This window comes from Chitinophaga skermanii (assembly GCF_003259335.1).
GTDB classification, from domain to species: Bacteria; Bacteroidota; Bacteroidia; order Chitinophagales; family Chitinophagaceae; genus Chitinophaga; species Chitinophaga skermanii.
Genome location: NZ_QLLL01000006.1, coordinates 57,349 through 80,003, shown reverse-complemented (window position 1 = coordinate 80,003; position 22,655 = coordinate 57,349). Strand labels below are relative to the sequence as shown.

Here is a 22,655-nt window from a genome sequence, read left to right as displayed (position 1 = left end):
TAAAAAATTTTTATTATAAACCCGAAACAATATGCAACTTAAAGGACTGGTTAGATTTTTTGCCGTCGCACTGATCCTTATCTCTTTGTATCAATTGTCCTTCACGTTTGTGGTGCGGAACTATGAGAAGAAGATTAAGCAGCAGGCCGAAAATGAAGTGGCCAAAGAATTCCCTTCTGCCTCAGTGAAATATCCTGGCGATAAGGAACTACAAGCGTTATACCAAGACACGCTGGACGATTTGATCTCAGACAGGAAAAAGGCCTATTTAGACAGCACCAGGAACCTAGAAATTGCGGGTTTCCCATGGTTCACTACCTACAACAAAGCCAAAGAAAAAGAACTGAACCTGGGTCTGGATTTACAAGGTGGTATCAACGTAGTGTTAGAAGTTAGCGTTGAAGACGTTATCCGCGCATTATCTGGTAACTCTAAAGATGTAGCTTTCAACCAAGCTATCGAAAGAGCGAAAGAAAAACGTAGAACAAGTCAAGCCGACTTCGTTACCTTGTTTGGTGAATCTTACAAAGAGATCGCACCAAGCGGTAGCTTAGCAACCATCTTTGGTAATGCTTACCAAAAAGACATCAATTTCAACACTTCAAACGAGCAAGTATTGAACATCATTCGCAACGAAGCGAAAGGTGCTATCAAGAATACTTACTTAGTATTAATGAAGCGTATTGATAAATTTGGTGTTGCGCAACCAAACATCAACTTAGACGAGAAAAGAGGTATTATCTCTGTTGAATTGGCTGGTGTTGATGACGTAGATCGCGTACGTAAGTATTTACAAGCAAGTGCTAACCTCGAATTTAGAGAAGTTCACAAGAACGCTGAATTCATCGGTACTTTGCAAAATATGAACCAAGCGGCTGCCTTAGCATTGAATGGTAAAAGCGTAGTTGCCGACACTACAGCGAAGAAAGATTCTGCTGCTGTTGCTGCAACGCCTGCTTCACCAAACGATACTTCTAAAACTGGTAGCTTAAACGATATCTTAGCGAACGATAAATCTAAAGCTGGTCTTTCCGACTCTGCTAAAGCGATCGCCGATAAACAAGCGCAAGCAAAGAAAGAGAACCCGTTATTCTCTATCTTACAACCAATGATCGACCAAGAAGGTCGTCCGCAACCTTCACCTGCTATCGGTTACATCATGCCGAAAGATACCGCGGCTTTCCGCGCTATCACGCAAATCCCTGCTGTTAAAGCGGTAATGCCTCGTGATGTAGTATTCGCTTACGGTGCTGAAGATGCAAAACTCAATGCAGAAATCTTAACAGTATACGCGTTAAAAGTAAACCCTCTTAACCCTGCACCTCGTGTGAGTGGTGAAAGAGTAGTAGACGCTCGCCAAAGCTTCGACCAAAACGGTACACCAGAAATTACCATGCAAATGGATAACGTAGGTGCTAGAGAATGGAAGAAATTAACAGGTGAGCTGAAACCTAAAGATCCAACCGGTGCTAATCCTTACGACAGAAACTTCGTAGCGATTGTATTAGATGGTATCGTTTACTCTGCGCCTGGTATCAACCAAGAAATTCCTAATGGTAGCTCTTCTATCTCTGGTTCTTTCACTTTGGAAGAAGCAAAAGATTTGGCTAACATCTTGAAGTCTGGTAAAATGCCTGCTCCAGCTAAAATTGTGCAAGACCAAGTGGTAGGTCCTACCTTAGGTGCTGAATCAGTAGCTGCCGGTGCTAAATCTTTCGCGATCTCTTTCGCAATTATCTTCGTATTAATGTTAGTATACTACAATACCGCTGGTATCGTTGCTAACATCGCGTTGATCTTGAACTTGTTGTTCACATTCGGTATCCTTGCATCTTTAGGTGCTACGTTAACGATGGCTGGTATCGCAGGTTTAGTATTAACCATCGGTATGGCCGTAGATACGAACGTAATCATCTTCGAAAGGATTAAAGACGAATTGTCTCATGGTAAATCTTATGTCGATGCTGTAAACGACGGTTACAAACGCTCTTATGCACCTGTACTCGACGGTCACGTTACTTCATTGATCACAGCCTTGATCTTGTTCTACTTCGGTTTAGGTCCTGTGTTAGGTTTCGCTACTACACAAATCATTGGTCTCTTACTCTCTTTATTCTGTGGTATCTTGGTTTCTCGTATGGTAACCGACTTCTGGATGAAGCGTAAGAAACACTTCGAATACTTTACACCGATCTCTCAAAAAATCTTCAAACACGTTAAATTCGACTTCGTTGGAAAACGTAGAATCGCTTACATCATCTCTGCTATCGTAATGGTATTGGGTGTAGCTTCTTTCTTCAACGGTTTCGATCATGGTGTTGACTTCTCAGGTGGCCGTAGCTACACTGTGTTGTTCCCAACCCACATGAAAGAAGGTGACGTGCGTGAGAAATTGAAACCAGTATTCGGTGATGAAGCACCCGTTGTTAAAACTGTAGGTGAAGCAAACAAATTGAACATCACCACTGCTTACAAAATCGAAGAACAAAGCGTTGCTGCTGATGATCAAGTAGTAGAAGCTTTGTACAACGGTTTGAAATCTTACTACCCAGCTAATACAGATAAGAGCACATTCATCTCTAAATACGTATTGGGTACGCAAACAGTATCTCCAACGATCTCTAACGATTTAAGAACAGGCGCCGTTTGGGCAACCGTTTTATCTATCGCAGCGATCTTCTTGTATATCTTATTGCGATTCAGCAAATGGCAATACTCTATCGGTACTATCTTCTCGTTATTACACGACGTGGCAGTTACCTTGGCGGTATTCTCATTCTGCCGTAACTGGGTAAGCTTCCCATTAGAAATCGACCAGCACTTTATCGCGGCGATCTTAACAGTTATCGGTTTCTCTATGAACGATACCGTTATCGTATTCGATCGTATCCGTGAATACTTCCGTAATCGTAAACCAGGTACAAGAGATGAAATCATCAACTTGGCGATTAACGATACATTGAGCCGTACAGTAATGACTTCTTTCACAGTATTCATCACTATCTTGGTTCTCTTCATCTTCGGTGGCGACGTTACACGCGGTTTCGCCTTCGCGATGTTGATCGGTGTAATCACTGGTACTTACTCTTCTATCTTCGTAGCTGCACCTATCTTGGTAGACTTCGATAAGAAGAATAAATTAATGGATGAAGGAGATGCTTTGGAAGTTTCAGCAGCAAAAACTGCTGCTCCAGCTAAGAAATAGTTTCTAATTTTATTCAGCTATAAAAACGGTCTTTACAATTATGTAGAGACCGTTTTTTATTTTACGCTTGGGCGGCGGCCTTGTATAGTTAGCATTGATCCTATTTGTTACTTTCTTTGCTTCTCCAAAGAAAGTAACCAAAGAAAGGAGGACCAACGGCTAATGTACTTCGTAGCCGTTGGATCGGGGCAGAGATGGGGCTTCTTTGCTACTGTAGTGAAGGGCAGTGGGGCGCTGCTGTGGGGAGAGTGTTGTTTAGTGTTTTAGTATGGACTTGTAGTTTAATGATATAACAAAAGCCCTTGTAGTTGTGACAAGGGCTTTTGTTTTCTTTTATACTGAAAGGTTAATGGTTTCGCCGATTTTGAAGGGGAGAGGGTATTCCAGTTCTGCGGGAAGTTCCTGTTGGGCGGCTTCGAGTTGATTGGTTTGAACAAGGTGGTGCACTTCTTTGCAGAAGGGCGTGATGTCTTGTACATCTACAATCCAATTGTCGAGGTATCGGTGGACGGCTTCGCCGCTGAGGCCGATTTGGATGGATCGGTAGGGGAGCGGGTTTAGATGAAGGTCCTTTTCTGGGTCCCATTGTACGCGAACGGGAGTAGATTGTAATTGGGATTGCCAGTCTTCTTTTGTGGTGTAGATGAAGGTGTTGAAGGTGGCTAAGGTGGCCATGGAAAGGGCTTCTTCGAAGCCGGCGCGTTTTAGTTTGACGGCTAAGATATGCTCTTGGTTTTCCTTGGTGGCCCAGCCAGAGCGGTACATCATCCACAAAAAAGATGGTTTAATCCAAGTCATGCGGTCGCGTTTGAAAGGGGCGCAAAAGGTGCCTCTTCTCACGGCAGCTTGGGCAATGTGTGTATTGAAAGCTTGGTACACAGTAATAGTTTCCTCGTCGTACGAGGCACGGATGATTCTATCCTTCATAGGTTAAATGTTTATATCGGTATGTCTTATTCGGAAATGTTCCTTTGGAAGCTAACGGGTTAACAGTTGCGAATCGTATACAAAACTAGGAGAAATCTTTTAAATATTTATTGATTATGAAGCCAATTGCTTGTAATCTACTTCGAAATGGAGGATTGGTTTATCATACATTTCGTATTCGATGGCTACAAGAGAAGATTGTTTGCCGCGCGGGGTTTGAAACGTTACTTCCTTATAAGCAACTTGGTACTCCAATGCCGCCATGTTTATATTGGCATCATGGGGGGTATAAGGAAATTGCTTGTAAGTGGCTTTAATCGATAATACTTTGAATCCGTAATTTGCTAAGGTGTCTTTAATGTCTTTATCTACTTCACTGGCCGATCTTGAGAAAAGGTAAATCATCGCAAGAGGAACAAATACAATGAACCAGGCACCGAGTAGTTGCAATACAATTGTACTCATGTACGTGTAATTTTTTTAGGCGAAAAGCTATGGTTTAAATTATACTTCTTGAATGTACGAAATGATTTTAATTTATAGCGGAGTATAGATTAGTTTGATAGTCCTTCAATTTTCTATAATGCGTTAACTTTGCAGCTAACATATCTAGCTATCTATGAAACACCTTCTCCCATTCGTTTGCCTCCTTCTCGGCCTTCAACTTAACGCCCAAAAAGTATTCAAACTCGACGATTTCTCAAAAGATTACTACGCGAAAATTGCCGTTGCCGAATGCGATTCTTCCGGCTATTGCAGTGGTGAAGGGAAAGTGGAAATCTTCTCAAAAGCCAATAACAAACGCATCCTCACCCAAGAAAGTGAACAACTCGCTTTATGGTTACACAAAGGCAAAGCCGTTGCCAATATAAAGGAACTGCCTTACGGGGAACAAAGTGTACTCATTTATGAAGATGTGAACTTCGATGGGAAGAAAGATTTTGCACTGTGTGATGGGCAAAATTCTTGCTACGGTGGCCCTTCTTTCCAAGTATACCTCGCCACTACAAACGGCTTTCAACACAGCGAAAGTTTTACCCGCTTAGCACAAGATTACTGCGGCATGTTCCAAATAGATGCGAAGAAAAAAGAGATTCACACCATGACGAAAAGCGGTTGCTGCTGGCACCAATTTAGTACGTTCAAAGTAGAAGGCAACGAACCCATTGAATGGGAAATCATAGAAGAAGATGCCACCACGTTTCCTTATGCAGGAGTTACGATACAGCAACGTGTGAACCATAAAATGGTAACGAATGCATATTTTGAATTGGTAACAGCTGAAGCTAAACCCTTCTTCTCCGTCAACCTGCAAAAGAACAACAAGCAAGTAGTCCTATTCAGACAAGGCGATGTGTTGCATTACGCTTTACTCAAAGCCAATTCCGATAGCGTAGAGTTCTCCTACCCATTCCGTGCACAAGGGGAGGAGAAAGATCTCGTATTTTCGTACGAACCCTTTGGCAAAGAAACCACCCTCACTTTCACAAACAAAAATGCTACGTATACCGTTTACGAATCTGCTACCACGGTAGGTATTCGCGTATTGCTCAATGGTAAAACATATGATATGCCCGGCAACCCCGCTACGAAAAAAGGTTCCGTAAATATCATAGGACAAGATGCGGAAGGGATTGTGAATGTGCGCTAAAAACACAACAGCTCTCCTTACAAACGTAAAGAGAGCTGTTGCAAAATTATTTTTGGATGGCCGGTTGGTTATACGGCAAAGGATGTTCCACAACCACAAGTGCTCGAAGCATTCGGGTTTTGGAAAGTGAATCCACGGGCGTTTAAACCATCTTGGAAATCGATCTCCATACCGTATAAATAGATGCCGTGTGATTTCTTCATCGCAACAGGTATACCTTCAATGTCGTAGGTAGAATCATCTTCGGCTGGTTCGTCGAATCCCAAAACGTATGACATGCCCGAGCAGCCACCGCCTTTTACGCCTACGCGTAATACGTTCTTCTGATCAAAACTTTCCTCGCTCATCAAACGCTTTAATTCTTTGATGGCGCCGGCAGTTAATAATACAGGTGCAGTTGTAATGTCCATGTTATAAAATTCTATCACAAAAATACGCATTTATACCCTTTGGATGCTAATCGCCGTGTTGGCCCTGTGTAAAACTTGTGTATAGCGGTTTTATATTAACTTCCCGGTCCACGTATTTACTTCTTGCCAGGAAGTATTATATTGAGTGCTCATATTTCTTTTCTTATGCCCAAACGATCCCTGTTTGTATATATTTTGATCCTTTTCTCTATCCCGGCATGGGCCCAACAATTCGGCGGTAACAGGCCCGCACATCGTTGGATGCAAATAGATACCTCGTCGCTACGGGTAATATTTCCAAAGGCTTTGTATAAGGATGGTCAACATGTAGCCAATTTATTAAGCTATATCGCTGCCAAACCTTCTACCATAGGTCCTATGCGCAGAAAGGTGGATATCGTACTACAGAACGAAAGTTTATTGGCCAACGGCTATGTACAACTCGGCCCATTCCGTTCAGAATTCTATATGACACCCCCACCTAATTCGCAAGATCTAGGCGCCTTATACTGGACCGACCAATTAGCTATCCACGAATTCAGGCACGTGCTGCAAAACGCGAATGCTCGGAAAGGAATATCCAACGTGTTTTCTTATTTGGGTGGACAATTAGGTCAAGCTGCCATCACCAATATAGCGCTCCCTAATTGGTTCTGGGAAGGCGATGCCGTAGTAACAGAAACCGCACTCAGCTTACACGGCCGTGGTCGCTTATCCAACTTTTATAAAGGCTTTAGAGGACTCACCTTCTCTCGTAAGCAATATAACTACATGAAAATCCGTAACGGCTCGTACCGCGATTACGTGCCCGATCACTATGCATACGGTTATATAATGACAGCCTACGGCCGCACGCAATACGGCCAAAACTTTTGGCCTAAAGTAATGGATGAAGCTGTTCGTTTCAAAGGCGTATTCTACCCCTTCTCCCAAAGCCTGAAGCGCCATACCGGCATGAACGCTGCTCATTTCTATAAAGCCGCCCTAGCCTCGTACCAAGCACAATGGACCGCTGCCGCTGCTCACTTATCCTCTACAAAAGTAGACACCATTACCCCGTTGGAGAAGCAAGTTGCCAACTACAATTGGATCAATGCTACAAACAACGGCTGGATCGTAGTAAAGAATACGTATAAAACCATCCCCGCCTTCTACCGTTTACACGACAATGGCAAGGAGGAAAAAATATTCGCACCCGGCTACAACTTCGACGATTACTTTCACGTACAAGATAATTGGATCGTGTATACCGAAAGCAGGAACCATCCACGCTGGGGATATGAAAACTATTCTATCATTCGTTTGCATGACATTAATACCGGCAAAACGCGCAAGCTTACTTCAAAATCAAGATACTTCTCGCCCAGCTTATCGCACGATGTACAAAATATCGTAGCAGTAAGGCAAGAAAATGATATGAAAGTGTACCTCGATATCGTAGATGCAAACAGCGGTGAACGGAAGAAAACCCTTGCCAACCCAGCAGATTGGTACTACACCTATCCGCGCTATATGCAAAACGATAGCGCAGTTGTAAGTACCGTGCGCGATAGGAATGGAAACATGGGTATGATTGCGCAAAATGTTTACACCGACCAAGTAGATACGCTGGTAGCCTTTACGGCCAACGTTTTAGGAGCCGTAAACCCAATAAGCGATACGATCCTTTTTACGGCGAATTATAAAGATGTGAGCAATGGTTTTGCGCTGTTGCCCGGCACACAACAAGTGGTACAATTAACCGATCGTGCAAATAACGTAAATGCCATCGCGGCAAGAAATGGAGAAATCCGCTTCTCGGAATTTACATCGCAAGGCGATAAAATCTTCGCATCGTCTATACAAAGTGCAACGCCCTTCAATATTTACAACACAACACACGCACCTTATTTAGCACCCACTTTTGGCGAAGATTCGCTTATCGTTAGCCATCTGCCGGAACGCACATTCACCACGAAGAAATATTCACAATTCCGCAAATTCATCAACCTGCATTCATGGATTCCCACGTTCGACGATCCTGAATATAGTTTTACCATTTACGGCAACAACATTTTAAATACTACGCAAACAGCGTTGAGTTATACCTATAATAACAACGAGCAAAGTCATAAAGTAGGAGGCAGTTTGGTGTATGCCCAATTATTCCCGTATCTCTCGGCGGGTTTGAATTATACGGCGAATAGGCATATCCAAGTAAGCAGAACGGAACAATTAGTGTGGAATGAAACCAATGCGAACGTAGGCGTTGCGTTGCCATTCAATTTATCGTCGGGCAAGTTTGGCCGCAGTATGGGATTATCGGGTAGCTACAATTATGTGCAACGCACAGAGGCCAGCGGTTCGAAATATCAATTCAAATACAATAACCTGCAATATTTCTCCACAGCTTTCACGTTTAACCAACAACGCATGAAGGCAAGGCAAAACTTGTTCTCGCACTTCGGGCAAAACTTCTTAGTACAATACAGCCGCTCTGTAAGCAATGCTGCTGCACAGCAATTATACGCGAAACTAGATTTGTACCTACCTGGCTTTATGCGCAACCACAATATCGTTATCAATACAGCATATCAATATATCGACACGGCCAGCGCTTACCGCTTTACAGATAATTTCGTGTATGCAAGGGGGTATAACAAGCCATTCTATAGCAAAATCTACAAGATAGGGGTGAACTACCATTTCCCTATTGCTTACCCCGATTGGGGTTTCGCGAATTTGCTCTACTTTATGCGTATCCGGGGCAACCTCTTCTACGATTATAGTAGAACAACGAATGTTACCTACAATGGTCACGGCCAATACAATAGTACCGGCGGCGAATTATTCTTCGATACGAAAATTGGTAACACCATTCCGTTTACTTTCGGTGCCCGCTTTAGTCACCTGCTGGACCCCGATCCGCAAGATGCCGGGTTACGGAATAAATTCGAGTTTATCATCCCGTTGCAGCAGTTATTTAGTTATTAATAATAGTATTTTAACATATTCTCTTCGCGGAAACCTCGGGCTAAAATCCGGGGTTTTTTCGTCTTTTCCCCTACTGCTTTTATTGACTGGTAGCCGTTTTGCCAGCATTTGCCGAGTACTTGTAAGCCCTTTTCCGACTCAACACCGACTATTCACCGGCTTTTCACCGACAGTTCTCCGACATTTCCCCAGTGTTTGTAAGGGTTCAGTAAGGCATTTCCCAAGTGTTTGTCGACATTTTCCGCTAAAAGGTTTTGTGGATAAGCTTTTAGGTCCAAATAGTCGACGTTTTGGGGTTAAAGTCTGATTGGATAATGGTTTGGGCGAAATTGTCAAAATAAGGCGATTTAAGACCACATTTTGTTGTTTTTGATACAATATGTCAAAAATGATTTTTATGTCAAATTTAAGGCTTAAAATGTCCTTAAAATTGATTTTTGAAGTCTTGTTGTAGCTAGGAAATAAATTAGCTTGATTGGAGTGAAAATTGACACTTGGGGTTATTGTGGTGAATGAGTGAGGAAAAGAGGGTGGTAGGATAATATTATATCATATAAAAGAAAGCGGGCGATCGCATGGCGATGCACCCGCTTTGTAATTATCTAACTTCAAACTTCAAGGATGGAACCCTGTATAGTTTGTCTTCTTTGTATTTAATAATAATGTCGTTGAACCACAATTCATCCCCCTTCTCTAAACTTCTTCTTAAATGCCCTTGCCATAACGTATCCAACTTAGCCCCTTTAAATATATCACCCGTCGTTTCCGTATAAAAAGATATTTGCTCCGTTGTATCATTTATATACGGCTCTTTCTTCACGTATGTAAACTCGAATGATTGTACCGGGAACAAAGTATTCGTTTGATCGCGCACGCGCAATGCAGAATCCAATAAGCTTAATGCTAAAGGACGAGGAATTGAGTCGCTTAAGTTTAAGCCCCAAGAACTCTTGAATCGAATCGCTTGCTTTGCGCCGGTTGTAGCAGGTTTGGCAGTAGTGGTAGCTGGTTTTTTCACGGGCGTTTTCTGTTGCGCAGTACTTTCTTGCAACATCCCCAATACGCAAATAGTAAAGATGAAAAGGGTGTATCTCATAGTTATATAAAGTAAATGGCCCGGCCTATTAACGGGTCGGGCCATTGAAAAAGTATGTAAAAATTACAATAGTTTCAAACTTTCCTCGATCGCTTTGATCTTCACTTCCGCATCTTCACGCTTCTTACGCTCAACTTCTACTACTTCCGGTTTCGCATTCGCTACGAATTTCTCATTGCTCAATTTCTTATCTACCGATACTAAGAAGCCCTGTAAATAAGCTAAGTCTTTCAACAATGATTCCTTCTGTGCTGCTGGATCAATTTCGATCTCAGATTTCACGTAAAACTTATCCTTGCCAATTACACAAGCAATAGATTTTTCTACCACGTCGTTCGTAAATGAAATCGATGTCGCATTTACTTGCTTCGCTAAAATCTCTTGGATATCAGCATAAGCACCTTGTTGTTGCGTTTCGATGAATACTTCAATTACGTCTTTCGGCTTGTACTGGCTCTTATTACGTAAATCGCGTAAGCCGGTAATTACTTCTTTCGCCAATTCTGCTTCCGCCAATACGGCTGCATTAATAGCACCCGGTGTAGCGAATTGTTTCACGATCAAATCATCGCCTGCTGCTCTTTCACGCAACAAGTGGTATACTTCCTCTGTAGCATGCGGCATGAACGGGTGCAATAATTGCATCAATTGCTCGAAGAACTCGATGGTTTTGCTATGTACATTCGCATCAATCGGTTGCTCGTAGCCTGGTTTAATCCATTCCAAGTACCAGTTACAGAAATCGTCCCAAATTAAGCTATAGATGGTTTTCAAGGCTTCACTTAATTTGAAGTCTTTGAAAAGATCGATTACTTCTTGTTGTACTTGCGCTAAGCGGCTTTCAAACCATTTTACGGCAAAGTGTGTTGGCGCTTCGCTGGTAGATGGGGTGGTGTTCCACATCTTCACCAATTTCAAAGCGTTCCAAATCTTGTTTGTGAATTTCTGTCCTTGCTCTACAGTAGCCATGTCGAATAACAAGTCGTTACCCGCCGGTGCGGTAATCATTACCCCGAAGCGTACTGCATCTGCACCGTAATGGCCGATCATTTCTAACAAATCGGGTGAGTTACCCAATTGTTTCGACATTTTTCTTCCTTGGCTATCACGTACCATACCGGTAAAGTACACGTCTTGGAATGGAATTTCTTGTTCATATTCCATACCTGCCATAATCATACGGGCCACCCAGAAGAAGATAATATCTTGGCCGGTTACCAATACCGATGTAGGGTAGTAGTATTTCGCTTCCGCGTTACCGGGTTGTGAAATACCATTGAATACCTCCATTGGCCATAACCAAGAAGAGAACCACGTATCCAAGCAATCTTCGTCTTGTGTAAGCTTCGTATCGCCTAAAGGACCATGGGTTTCAATGTATAATTGTTCTGCTTCTGCTAATGTAGCGGCTACTACGAATTTACCATTCGCATCGTACCAAGCCGGGATTTGTTGTCCCCACCATAGTTGGCGAGAAATACACCAATCTTTCACGTTCTCCATCCAGTAACGGTAAGTCGCCAAGAAACGATCACCCGGGTGGATTTTCACATCGCCATTTACAACCGCGTCTAAGGCAGGTTTTGCCAAATCAGCCATTTTCACGAACCACTGGGTAGAGATACGAGGCTCTACTACCGCGTTGGTACGTTGCGATTGTGCTGTTTTGGTAGCGTATTCTTCTTCTTTTACTAATATGCCTTTTTCTTTCAATTCCGCTACGATCTTCTTACGGGCAGCGAAACGATCTTCACCCACGTAGATTTGCGCATTGGCATTCAAAGTACCGTCTTCATGCAAAGTGTCAATAACTTCCAAGTGGTGTTTTAAACCCAAGTTGTAGTCATTCAAATCGTGCGCCGGCGTTACTTTCAATGCACCGGTACCGAATTCTTTATCAACGTACTCGTCGAAAATAATAGGGATACGACGGTTAATCAATGGAACAACCGCGTACTTGCCTTTCAAATGCTGGTAACGTTCGTCGTTCGGGTTTACGCAGATCGCGCTATCACCCATAATGGTTTCAGGGCGACCGGTAGCGATGGTAATTTTCTCGTCGCTGCCTTCGATATTATATTGAAGGTGGAAGAGTTTACCCGTTACTTCGCGGTATTCTACTTCTTCGTCGCTCAACGCTGTTTTAGCCACCGGGTCCCAGTTAATCATGCGGGCGCCACGGTAGATCAAGCCTTTGTTGTATAAGTCAACGAATACTTTAATAACCGCTTTATAATAATGATCGTCCATGGTAAACGTTACCCTATCCCAATCGCAAGAGCAACCAAGCTTTGCAATTTGAGAGTAGATAATGCCACCATATTTATCTTTCCATTCGTATGCGTGTTTGAGGAATTCTTCGCGTGTCAACTGGCTTTTTTCAATGCCTTTCTCACGCTTCAACATGTCCACGACCTTCGCTTCAGTAGCGATAGAGGCATGGTCAGACCCAGGGACCCAGCAAGCGTTGAACCCGGTCATACGGGCACGACGGATGAGGATGTCTTGGATGGTTTCGTTGAGCGTATGCCCCATGTGTAAGATACCGGTGACGTTCGGTGGAGGAATCACAATGGTATAAGGCTGACGTTCGTCGGGAACGGAGCGGAAATATTGTTTATCCATCCAGTGTTTGTACCACTTATCATCGAGGCTGGCGTGTTGATAATTCTTCGATAATTCCATATACTTTATAAAAAAACAGTTGAGGAGCAAAAATAACTTAGATGCATGAGAAAACCCAAAATTGCGCGCTATCCACAGAAATTTCACTTGCCAAGGCTATAACCAGCCATGGTAAACAATTTCAAAGATAGCAGTGCTGTGCTGGCGTACCGTTAAGGATGATTTTCCATGTTTAAAATGGCATGACAGGTTCTTTGTACCATCTCTGCCGTAATGTCCATGTGTGTCACAATCCTTACTTGGGTAGGCGAAACTACCGATACTAAGATGTCTTGCCGCTTCAGTAACTCGGCAAAGCGTTTAGGGGCTATTCCTTTTACTTCGAAGATGAGGATATTGGTTTCAACAGGCATCATTTTACCCACGTAATCGTTCTCGATAAGCGCGGTAGCGATAATCTTGGCATGTTCGTGGTCGATTTTGAGGCGCTTCACGTTGTGGTCTAGGGCATATTGCAGGCATGCGGCCATGTAACCCACTTGGCGCAAGCCGCCTCCTAGTTTCTTCCTTACCCGGCGGGCTTCGCGGATAAACGTTTTAGAGCCTAGCAGCACAGAGCCCATGGGGCAGCCCATGCCTTTATTGAAGCAAACGGAAATACTATCGAATACCTCGCCGTATTGTTTCGGGTCTTGCCCAGTAGCCACGAGGGCATTGAATAGGCGGGCACCGTCCAGGTGGAGTTGGAGGCCGTGGGTAGAACATACCTCGCGGATGTGTAAGATTTCTTGCCAGTCGTAGCAGCAACCGCCACCCCGGTTCGAGGTATTCTCGAGGCAAACGAGGGAGGTGCGCGCTTTGTGGTCGTCGTCTATATCGTTAATGGCAGCTTCTACTTGTGCAGCCCTGATCATGCCGCGGTCGCCATGTAAAGGGCGTGCTTGTGCGCCTGCATTGAAGGCAATGCCGCCGCCTTCGTAAATGTAAACGTGGGCGAGGTCGCTACAAATCACTTCGTCGCCGGGCAGGGTATGTACCTTAATGGCAATTTGGTTGCTCATTGTGCCGGAAGGGCAGAAAAGGGCTGCCTCCATGCCAAAATAAGCCGCCAAATTGGCTTCTAATAAATTAACGGTTGGGTCTTCCCCAAATACATCATCGCCAACGGGAGCGGCCGACATCGCTGCAAGCATGGCGGGTGTTGGTTTTGTAAAAGTATCGCTGCGGAAATCAATCATGACATTAAAGAAAATATAAGATTTTCTCTATTGAATTAGAGAAGTTGTTAATCTGAATGTGATTTATTATCAATTGTTAAAATTTACATAAACCCATCAAAAATAAGAACTAAAACGCTATTAAATTTCGTTAATTATGAGTACTTTGTTAAAGGTAGTTCAAGGAAGCAAAGAGGAGAAAATGATTATTTGGAAGAGTGGGGGATTAGCACGATCTTTGCAGACTTATTTTAGATAATCTTGTAAGGTAAGACAATTATCCAAACCGAACAAAATTATTTCGTGGAGCGTTAATATATTCGTAAACTAATATTTTAAATTATGAGGCAACTTAAAATTGCCACCCAGATCACCAATCGTGATTCTCAGGCGGTAGAAAAATACCTGCAAGAAATCTCGAAAATCCCTTTGTTAACTCCGGAAGAAGAGACGACTCTCGCGCAGCGCATTAAAATGGGCGACCAGAGGGCTCTCGAAAGATTGACGACAGGTAACTTACGTTTCGTTGTTTCTGTTGCAAAGCAATATCAGCACCAAGGCTTAAGCCTAAGCGACCTTATCAATGAAGGCAATCTCGGCTTGATTAAAGCAGCACAACGTTTTGATGAAACAAAAGGTTTCAAGTTTATTTCTTACGCAGTATGGTGGATTCGTCAGTCTATCCTGCAAGCTTTGGCAGAACAGGGCCGTTTGGTTCGTTTGCCACAAAACAAAATTGGTACATATAATAAAGCTAACAAAGCTTATATGGCCTTCGAACAGGAAAACGAGCGTGAACCTTCTACCGAGGAACTAGCAGAAATCCTGGAAATGTCAGAATCAGAAATTAATAACATCTTCCAAAGCAACACCCGCCACATGAGTTTGGATGCCCCTGTTCACGAAGCAGAGGACGTAGCAATGGGTGACTTGTTAGAAGGTGGTGATATTACTGATGACGATGTTATGCGCGATTCATTGCGCGAAGAAATTCGCCGCGTACTTAAATCATTAAGTCCCCGCGAAGCAGAAATCGTAAATGCGTATTTTGGTCTGGATGGAGAAAACGGCGCCACTATTGAACAAATAGGGCAAAAATATGACTTAACGAAAGAAAGGATTCGTCAAATTAAAGAAAGAGCCATTAAACGTTTGCAAAAAGCACGTTATAGCGGTGCTCTGAAGTCCTACTTGGGTTAATAATATTCTAACATATTTATTTTGTACTGCACCGGCCTGTTTTTTACATGGTCGGTGCTTTAGTTTTAAGAAGTTTGCAAATATTACATCACAACCCGTTATTTTTGCAATCCGGTGCAAAATTCGGTTCGTACTATACTTCTATGCTTATATAAATAAATACAATAACATTCAGAAGTCAATTCCTCCTATTTTTGCATACTGCCCCGGCAGGTAGTAACAAGTAACCGCTGTATACTTATTACTACGTGATGAACAATACATTACAATACCAAATCAATAAACCAACAGCATGGAAACGAACAATCAAAACGAACACGTACATCTATTAATCATAGGTTCTGGACCAGCCGGCTACACGGCCGCGATCTACGCGTCGAGAGCTAATTTGAAACCTGTACTATACCAAGGTATCCAACCAGGTGGCCAGTTAACCATCACTACAGAGGTGGAAAACTATCCAGGTTACCCTGAAGGTATCCAAGGACCAGAAATGATGGTCGACTTCGAAAAGCAAGCGACCCGCATGGGCGCCGACATTCGTTACGGTATGGCTACATCCGTAGATCTTTCTAAACAACCTTATACAGTAGTAATCGACGAAGAGAAAACGTTAACTGCCGACGCTATTATTATTGCTACAGGTGCTTCCGCTAAATGGTTGAACTTGCCATCTGAGCAACGTTTGAACGGTAGCGGTGTATCTGCATGTGCTGTTTGTGATGGTTTCTTCTTCCGTGGTAAAGAGGTAGCTATTGTTGGTGCAGGTGATACAGCAGCAGAAGAAGCGTTGTATTTATCTAAACTTTGCTCTAACGTACACATGCTCGTGCGTAAACACGAAATGCGTGCTTCTAAAGTAATGCAAGACCGCGTATTGAAAACTTCTAACATCATCGTTTACTGGAACTCTGAAACAGAGGAAGTATTGGGTGAAAAGAAAGTAGAAGCAGTGCGCGTACGTAATAACCAAACGAACACAACGCAAGACATTCCAGTAAGCGCGTTCTTCGTAGCAATTGGTCACCAACCTAACTCAGGTATTTTCGAAGGCCAGTTGGATATGGATAAAGAAGGTTACATCATCACCACCCCAGGTTCATCTAAAACAAACGTGGAAGGTGTGTTTGCATGTGGCGACGTACAAGATAAAATCTACCGCCAAGCGGTTACAGCTGCAGGTAGCGGTTGTATGGCTGCCTTGGATGCTGAAAGATACTTATCTGCAAAATTCCACTAATCCAATCGGAATCAATATATTTAACCAGGTAGGCTTGCTTACCTGGTTTTTTTATCAATAAAAACGCCCAAACCCATGCTCACGATCGCCTTGGAATCTATGGAATACTTCGCCTACCACGGCCTTTACCCGCAAGAGAAAGTCCTCGGTAATTACTTCATCCTCGATATTTACGTGAAAATCGCCGAACCGCAACACATGAACGAACTCGACGAAACGGTGAACTACGTTCACTTACACGAAATCGCCAACGAAGCCATGAGCGTGCCTACAGAACTGTTGGAACAAGTAGTGGCCAATATTTCGACCGTTATTAAACAGAACCACCCCGAAGTATTATATAGCAAAGTAGCCTTGCGCAAAATGCACCCCCCAATGGGCGCGCCTATTCGCAATTCATTGGTGGTGTTGGAGAAGAATTATTAGGTGGTCGATCACACGCTACGGCGCTTTCGAGGCGTCGCACGTTTGAAGTGTGGTGGTGCTATGAAGCATTGTACAGCAGTTACAACCATCCTAAATAACCTTTCTACAAGTCCCTTCCGCATCGAACGTTGAAGCGAGCGTGGCAACGGGGGCTTCATTAGAAAACATACGTTTGTTCATACCCCCTCCCTCCTTCTTGCATCGGCGAACCAGCTAACCTCTATTTGTGAATCAACCCGTTAGAAATCAAAAAAAATCCGAAATTATTTTTTTTGCTTTCAAGCGATTCGTAATTTTAGTAACGTTCAAAATCAATAGGCGATTACCTTTTAAAACCCGTATCTATGCTTAGGAAATTAGTCTTGGCATTACTCTTCATTAGCGCAACATCCATGGTAGGGCATGCTCAATCATTAGAAGACATGATGGCAAAAGCGAAGCAATTCGAGAAAGAAATGAAAGAACCCGAAGCACTCGAACAATACAAGGAGATTTTAAAAATACAGCCGAAAGACGTACAGGTATTAACTTCCGCCAGCCTACTCAGCTCCATGGAAGGCAACCGCAAGAAAGATAAATCCGAAAAACTCGCGTACTTCACCCAAGCGCAAAACTACGCGCAAGAAGCCATTAATATCGATAATGCCAATGCGCGTGCTTATTATGCCGCCGCCGTAGCAACCGGTAGAATGGGCCTTATCTTGGGTACCAAGGAGCGTGTAGCCGCTTCCCGCGATACAAAGAAATATGCCGAACTCGCCATTAAATTCGACACCACCTACGGCGAAGCGTATTACCTGCTCGGTAAATGGAATTACGAAGTGTTTAATATGAATACCGTGGAAAAAGCTGCCGCCAAAGTATTATTCGGTGGCATGCCCAAAGCCAGCCTCGAAGAAGCGATTGCCAATTACGAAAAATGTAGAAAATTACGCCCAGGTTATATCCTAAATTACTACGACTTAGGTGTAGCACTACGCCAATCGGGCGACGATACAGCTGCCATTGAAATATTGAAAAAAGGAAGCAGTTTGCGCCCCGTGTATTTCGATGATATCCAAACCCGCTTAAACTGCAAGAAATTAGTAGAAGACATGCAATAACTAAATCTTCTTATTCTTCCATTTCCCTGTACTCAAATACCACAAACACATAACGATGATCACCATCCAGTAAACAAACTCGCTGCCCCAAGCCCAATGCAGCGGCTTTCTCAACTGGTCGATAACAATCTCGCAATACAACAAGTAACACACTACCGCCGTAAACTCGATAAGTAGGTTCACTTTCGTATTGCCCGTACCCGTTACCCCGTTAAATACAACGGCTGCCACCGAGGTTAACACGGTGCTAATAGTAAGTATCCTAATTGATGGAAGCGCCTCTTCAATAAGCGCCGCATCAGGGGTATAAACATGTAAAAGGGTGTAAGGGAATATATTTAAGATGGTACATACGCACAGCGCACAACCAATACTAATCAAGGCAATTTTACGGATGGCTTTGAATACCTCCTCTTGCTTACCCTGGCCAATGAGGTTACTCACCATGGTATTGCTAGTAGCCGCTAAGGCCCACGTGAAGATCCCGAAGAAGCCGAAAATACTGCGCATCATGTTGGAAATGGCGAGCGGGCGGGTACCCAAATGCTCAATAAAAACAAAGAATACCATCCAACTGCCAATACTAAACAAGTATTGTACAATCAACGGTGCCGACACCACTAGTATATGCTTCGCCGTTTCCAAGCGGGGACGCAAATACTGGAATAAGCTGAAACGCTTATGGTAGCCCAATAGGAAAATCATACTGTAAGCCACACCACAACCGGTTATTTCTGCAATAATACTGGCAACCGCTGCACCGTTTAAACCCATAGCCGGGAACCCCCATGCGCCGAATATCAAGGTGTAATCGAAGAAGATATTCGTTACTTCTTGGAACAACGAGGTAACGGCTAATATCCGGGTATTACCACTGCCTATATAAAAGGAGTTCGCCAAGCCCAGCAACATCAAAAAGGGCAACCCCCAAATACGCGTATATATAAAGGAAAGGGCCGCTTCTAAAATATGCGGGTCGTGCAAGGTATGGCGGAATACCCAAGGGGCTATGAAAAACGTAATACTCACCGCCACCAGCGAGAACAATAAGCACAGCGATATACCATTAGAGAACACCTGCCCAATACCACTTTCATTCTTTTCACCGGCACGGCGGGCGATAATTACTTGTATACCATTGTTCAAACCGTACGCAATCATGTACATCACCAAGTAGTAAATACCGGCTATCCCGTTGGCTGCCAGCTCAAAATCACCTAAACGACCAATGAAAGCCGTGTTGGTCATGTGGTTAATTTGTGGAACGATGAGCGCCAAGCTGATAGGGGCGGCTATTTTGATAATTTGGCGCGTATTGACTACTACTTGCATAACGGGTTGAATGGCGTAAGATTGCTCGCAAAGATAAGGCTTTGTACGCGTGTAAAGGAATACGGCGTAAATGGCCTCGTACATATTTAGGAAAAATAGTTATTATTGTGCTCTAACTAACTGATAACCGCCATATGGCTTATACAATACAACCGGCTTTTGCAATCGATGACGATACCTTGTTGGAAACCGACCTTACTACTTGTCACCTCCTTATACTAATTGGCAGTGGCACGTTCAATTACGCCGTTTTCAACCCCTTGCATCGTAAATTTTTGGCCGTTAAATCGTATAGCTATGTGCCGAAAACATTGGCGGTAGCAGATTTAGAAATGATCGAACAAATCTTTGATGCCGATAAATTGTTGTTCACCGCGTTCAAAGAAGTATTGCTGGCCTTTGATACGCAAGACAATACACTGGTACCTTCAGAATTCTTCGATCCGCAATTGAAGAAAGAGTATTTGCACGTTGTACACCCAGAGAAAATGCACGAAGCCGTGTTGTACGACATAGTAGAAGAAATGGGCATTGTACATGTATACGCCGTAGACAAAGATGTACTGGGTTTCTTGCGCAAAGAATTCAGCAGCGACAGGGTAGTGCATACCAATGCCGCCCTTATGAAATCGTACAGTAAAAGCGCCGATATCCATCGATTCGATGGCGTGGCCTTTATTGATATACAAGCACACCAGTTTGTACTCACCATCTTCAAGAACGGTAAATTATTACTGCAGCAGCAGTTTTTCTACCAATCGGGATTGGATGTAGTGTATTATACGATTAATGCATTACGACAATTACAACTGAGCGAGCAACAAGTAAAAGTGAAACTGGGCGGCGCATTGTCGAACGATTCAGTGATTTATACAGAGTTAAATAAGTTTATTCCGCAGATGGAATGGATAGATCGCCCATCGGGCATTTTATACCTACCCAAAATGCAGGAATTACCATCACATCATTTTCAAAACCTTTATGCACTCGCATTATGCGTATAATAGGAGGAGAGTTAGGAGGAAGGCGGATCAACCCGCCGTCGAACATGCCGCATACGCGACCTACTACGGACATTGCTAAGAGCGGATTGTTCAACATTATAGAGAATAACTTAGAAATCGACACCCTGAAAGTACTCGATATTTTCGGGGGTACCGGTGCTATTAGTTATGAATTGGCATCCCGCGGCGCAACAGATCAAACGATTGTTGAGCGCGACCCGCAGATGGCAGATTTTATACAAAAAACAGCCGCATCACTGGGTATCAACCATTTGAAATTGGTGCGCATGGATGTATTCAAATTCTTGCACCAATGCAAGGAACAATTTGATTTCATCTTCGCCGGCCCACCTTACGCCTTGGCCGAAATAGATGATTTACCACGCATAGTATTCGAGAAGAACTTATTGAAGCCGGAAGGTTGGTTCGTATTAGAACATACACCGCGCAATAACTATAAAGAATTTAGCTATTACCGCGATGAGCGGAATTATGGTACTACAATATTCTCCATATTCATCAACCGGGAATCGCTGAAGAAGTAACAGGTTACATTACACAAAAGCTAATTCATGCAACGCATTTGCTTATTTCCAGGCACATTCGATCCTGTAACATTAGGACATACAGATATTATCGACCGGGCCGTAGATCTTTTCGACGAATTAATCATTGGAATCGGTGTGAATTCAACCAAAGTACCCATGTTTACAGTAGAACAAAGGGTAGCATGGTTGCAAGAAATTTATAAGCATCAGCCGAAAATCAAGGTATCTGCCTATGAAGGATTAACGGTGAACTTTTGTAAGAAAGTAAATGCACAATTTATCTTGCGCGGCATCCGCTATGTAGCCGATTTTGAGTATGAGAAAGGGATTGCGGATATGAATAGAAAAATTGACCCTACCGTAGAAACAATTTTCCTTACCTGCTCACCCGAGTTTAGTACCATTGCTTCTACCTTGGTGAGAGATGTGATTCGGAATGGTGGCGATGCTACCCAATTCTTACCAAAGGAAGTGGCCGCAGCCATTAAAACGATGGACTTGCAAAACAAATAAGAACGTATAGGCGTTAACGTGATAACAAATAAAATTACCTCGTATGAAACCAATATGGTACTCGAAGGATATATCGATCGATCAGTTGAATGAGTATGGCGCTAACACCATGGGCGAGCACATTGGCATTGAGTTTACGGAAATCGGCGCCGATTACTTGCGCGCCATGATGCCGGTAGACAAACGTACGAAGCAGCCTTACGGGTTATTACACGGTGGCGCATCGGCAGCCTTGGCTGAAACCATTGGCAGCGTAGCCTCGGCCTTAATTATTAACCCGGAAAAGCAAATATGTGTAGGCTTAGAAATTAATGCCAACCATATTCGCGGCGTGAAAGAAGGGTATGTACATGCCATTGCAAAACCTTTGCACATTGGTGGTACTACGCACGTGTGGGATATCCGTATTACCGACGATGAACACAAGTTAGTGTGCGTAAGCAGGTTAACGGTAGCTATATTAAAGAAAGTATTTGCTGAACAACAGTCATAAAAAAAGGATGCTTGCAAAAGCATCCTTTTCCTTTTATACGCATTCGTTGCTCTTCTTATAAACCCAATCCCTTCGTTAACACAGCCCCGATATTACGGAACGAATAAGGGATATACTTCGATACATTTTCTTTCCGCACCCATTGGATATCAATAATATCCTCTTCGATTTGTGCCACCGTTAGTTCAGTACCGGTGAACAACATCTTGTACCAATAAGAATGTTTAAGGGTACGTTTGCCTTTGTGCATGTAGGTGTGGAAGGTTTCCATGAGGAAATCTTCGATTTTTACATTGTGCAAACCGGTTTCTTCTTGTACTTCACGCAATGCACAAGTTGGCAAGTCTTCACCTTCATCTTGTTTCCCTTTGGGAAGATCCCATTTACCACGACGGAACATCATCAAAATTTCGCCGTTGGCGGCGTTGGTGATCAGTCCTCCTGCTGCTACCAGTACTTCGTAGAATGCCTTTACTTCTTCGAAGAGGGCAACGGGGTCGTTGCTGGTAAGTACAGCAGCGGGCAACTCGTTGTTTTCGAGTTGTTCGATTACGGTTTGAATGGTGGCGTTGTTGGGTGTATTGAAAACTTTAGCATCGCTGAAATCTTGTGGTAGCGTGGTACCGGGCGCAGCAATGAAAAGGGGAGATTCGTTAATATAGACAGTGAAAAGTGTTTCCATCGAACAAAAA

19 protein-coding genes are annotated in these 22,655 nt (G+C 43.3%); 11 read left to right on the top strand and 8 right to left on the bottom strand.

What is annotated here, in order from left to right:
* Positions 1-31: 31 nt before the first annotated feature.
* Positions 32-3,205 carry a protein translocase subunit SecDF gene (gene secDF, locus LX64_RS16070; protein WP_111598707.1) on the top strand — a complete coding sequence of 1,058 codons (3,174 nt, stop codon included), beginning with the start codon at positions 32-34 and terminating at the stop codon, positions 3,203-3,205.
* Between the two features lie 333 nt (positions 3,206-3,538).
* On the opposite strand, the gene LX64_RS16065 is transcribed toward secDF, so the two are convergent.
* Positions 3,539-4,132 carry a DUF4291 domain-containing protein gene (locus LX64_RS16065; protein WP_111598706.1) on the bottom strand — a complete coding sequence of 198 codons (594 nt, stop codon included), beginning with the start codon at positions 4,130-4,132 and terminating at the stop codon, positions 3,539-3,541.
* A 114-nt stretch (positions 4,133-4,246) separates the two neighbouring features.
* Positions 4,247-4,597, bottom strand: coding sequence for a hypothetical protein (locus tag LX64_RS16060; protein ID WP_111598705.1), 351 nt, complete (start codon positions 4,595-4,597; stop codon positions 4,247-4,249).
* 154 nt (positions 4,598-4,751) lie between these two features.
* Here LX64_RS16060 and LX64_RS16055 point away from each other — a divergent pair, with 154 nt between their 5' ends.
* On the top strand, positions 4,752-5,783 hold the full coding sequence (locus LX64_RS16055) for an XAC2610-related protein (RefSeq protein ID WP_111598704.1): 1,032 nt from the start codon (positions 4,752-4,754) through the stop codon (positions 5,781-5,783).
* Positions 5,784-5,851: 68 nt separating this feature from the next.
* Here the strand turns inward: LX64_RS16055 and LX64_RS16050 are convergent, their stop codons facing one another.
* Positions 5,852-6,193 (bottom strand): HesB/IscA family protein, encoded by a 342-nt coding sequence (locus LX64_RS16050; protein ID WP_211324829.1) that lies wholly within the window; start codon positions 6,191-6,193, stop codon positions 5,852-5,854.
* A gap of 165 nt (positions 6,194-6,358) precedes the next feature.
* On the opposite strand from LX64_RS16050, the gene LX64_RS16045 reads away from it, so the two are divergent.
* Complete coding sequence (locus LX64_RS16045; RefSeq protein WP_111598703.1) at positions 6,359-9,166, top strand: hypothetical protein; 2,808 nt, start codon at positions 6,359-6,361, stop codon at positions 9,164-9,166.
* 598 nt (positions 9,167-9,764) lie between these two features.
* Here LX64_RS16045 and LX64_RS16040 read toward each other — a convergent pair.
* From LX64_RS16040 to LX64_RS16030, 3 genes are all read right to left on the bottom strand, one after another.
* On the bottom strand, positions 9,765-10,262 hold the full coding sequence (locus tag LX64_RS16040) for a hypothetical protein (RefSeq protein WP_148707347.1): 498 nt from the start codon (positions 10,260-10,262) through the stop codon (positions 9,765-9,767).
* A 63-nt stretch (positions 10,263-10,325) separates the two neighbouring features.
* A complete protein-coding gene (locus LX64_RS16035) occupies positions 10,326-12,947 on the bottom strand; it encodes a valine--tRNA ligase (RefSeq protein WP_111598701.1) in 2,622 nt (873 codons plus the stop codon).
* 152 nt (positions 12,948-13,099) lie between these two features.
* Positions 13,100-14,125, bottom strand: coding sequence for a threonine aldolase family protein (locus LX64_RS16030; protein ID WP_111598700.1), 1,026 nt, complete (start codon positions 14,123-14,125; stop codon positions 13,100-13,102).
* 321 nt (positions 14,126-14,446) lie between these two features.
* Between LX64_RS16030 and LX64_RS16025 the strand changes: the two genes are divergently transcribed.
* The 4 genes from LX64_RS16025 (at position 14,447) to LX64_RS16010 (ending at position 18,073) form a co-directional block, all read left to right on the top strand.
* Complete coding sequence (locus LX64_RS16025; protein ID WP_098194248.1) at positions 14,447-15,304, top strand: sigma-70 family RNA polymerase sigma factor; 858 nt, start codon at positions 14,447-14,449, stop codon at positions 15,302-15,304.
* A gap of 292 nt (positions 15,305-15,596) precedes the next feature.
* Entirely contained in the window at positions 15,597-16,544 is a 948-nt protein-coding gene (gene trxB / locus LX64_RS16020; RefSeq protein WP_111598699.1) for a thioredoxin-disulfide reductase, read from the top strand.
* Positions 16,545-16,619: 75 nt separating this feature from the next.
* A complete protein-coding gene (locus tag LX64_RS16015) occupies positions 16,620-16,970 on the top strand; it encodes a dihydroneopterin aldolase (RefSeq protein WP_111598698.1) in 351 nt (116 codons plus the stop codon).
* 344 nt (positions 16,971-17,314) lie between these two features.
* Positions 17,315-18,073: a hypothetical protein gene (locus LX64_RS16010; RefSeq protein WP_148707346.1), complete on the top strand. Its 759-nt coding sequence runs from the start codon at positions 17,315-17,317 to the stop codon at positions 18,071-18,073.
* Here the strand turns inward: LX64_RS16010 and LX64_RS16005 are convergent, their stop codons facing one another.
* Positions 18,074-19,489, bottom strand: coding sequence for an MATE family efflux transporter (locus LX64_RS16005; protein WP_111598696.1), 1,416 nt, complete (start codon positions 19,487-19,489; stop codon positions 18,074-18,076).
* 50 nt (positions 19,490-19,539) lie between these two features.
* Between LX64_RS16005 and LX64_RS16000 the strand changes: the two genes are divergently transcribed.
* Genes LX64_RS16000 through LX64_RS15985 form a run of 4 tightly spaced genes read left to right on the top strand, consistent with a single transcriptional unit; the run spans position 19,540 to position 21,963 of the window.
* A complete protein-coding gene (locus tag LX64_RS16000) occupies positions 19,540-20,409 on the top strand; it encodes a DUF3822 family protein (RefSeq protein WP_111598695.1) in 870 nt (289 codons plus the stop codon).
* The gene (locus LX64_RS15995) at positions 20,400-20,954 is read left to right on the top strand and encodes an RsmD family RNA methyltransferase (protein WP_111598694.1); all 555 of its coding nucleotides are present in this window, start codon (positions 20,400-20,402) and stop codon (positions 20,952-20,954) included. The genes LX64_RS16000 and LX64_RS15995 overlap by 10 nt, the downstream gene beginning before the upstream one ends.
* Positions 20,955-20,981: 27 nt before the next feature.
* Positions 20,982-21,470 carry a pantetheine-phosphate adenylyltransferase gene (coaD, locus tag LX64_RS15990; RefSeq protein WP_111598693.1) on the top strand — a complete coding sequence of 163 codons (489 nt, stop codon included), beginning with the start codon at positions 20,982-20,984 and terminating at the stop codon, positions 21,468-21,470.
* A 43-nt stretch (positions 21,471-21,513) separates the two neighbouring features.
* Positions 21,514-21,963, top strand: coding sequence for a hotdog fold thioesterase (locus LX64_RS15985; RefSeq protein WP_111598692.1), 450 nt, complete (start codon positions 21,514-21,516; stop codon positions 21,961-21,963).
* A 55-nt stretch (positions 21,964-22,018) separates the two neighbouring features.
* On the opposite strand, the gene LX64_RS15980 is transcribed toward LX64_RS15985, so the two are convergent.
* The gene (locus LX64_RS15980; RefSeq protein WP_111598691.1) at positions 22,019-22,645 is read right to left on the bottom strand and encodes an NUDIX hydrolase; all 627 of its coding nucleotides are present in this window, start codon (positions 22,643-22,645) and stop codon (positions 22,019-22,021) included.
* Positions 22,646-22,655 lie beyond the last annotated feature (10 nt).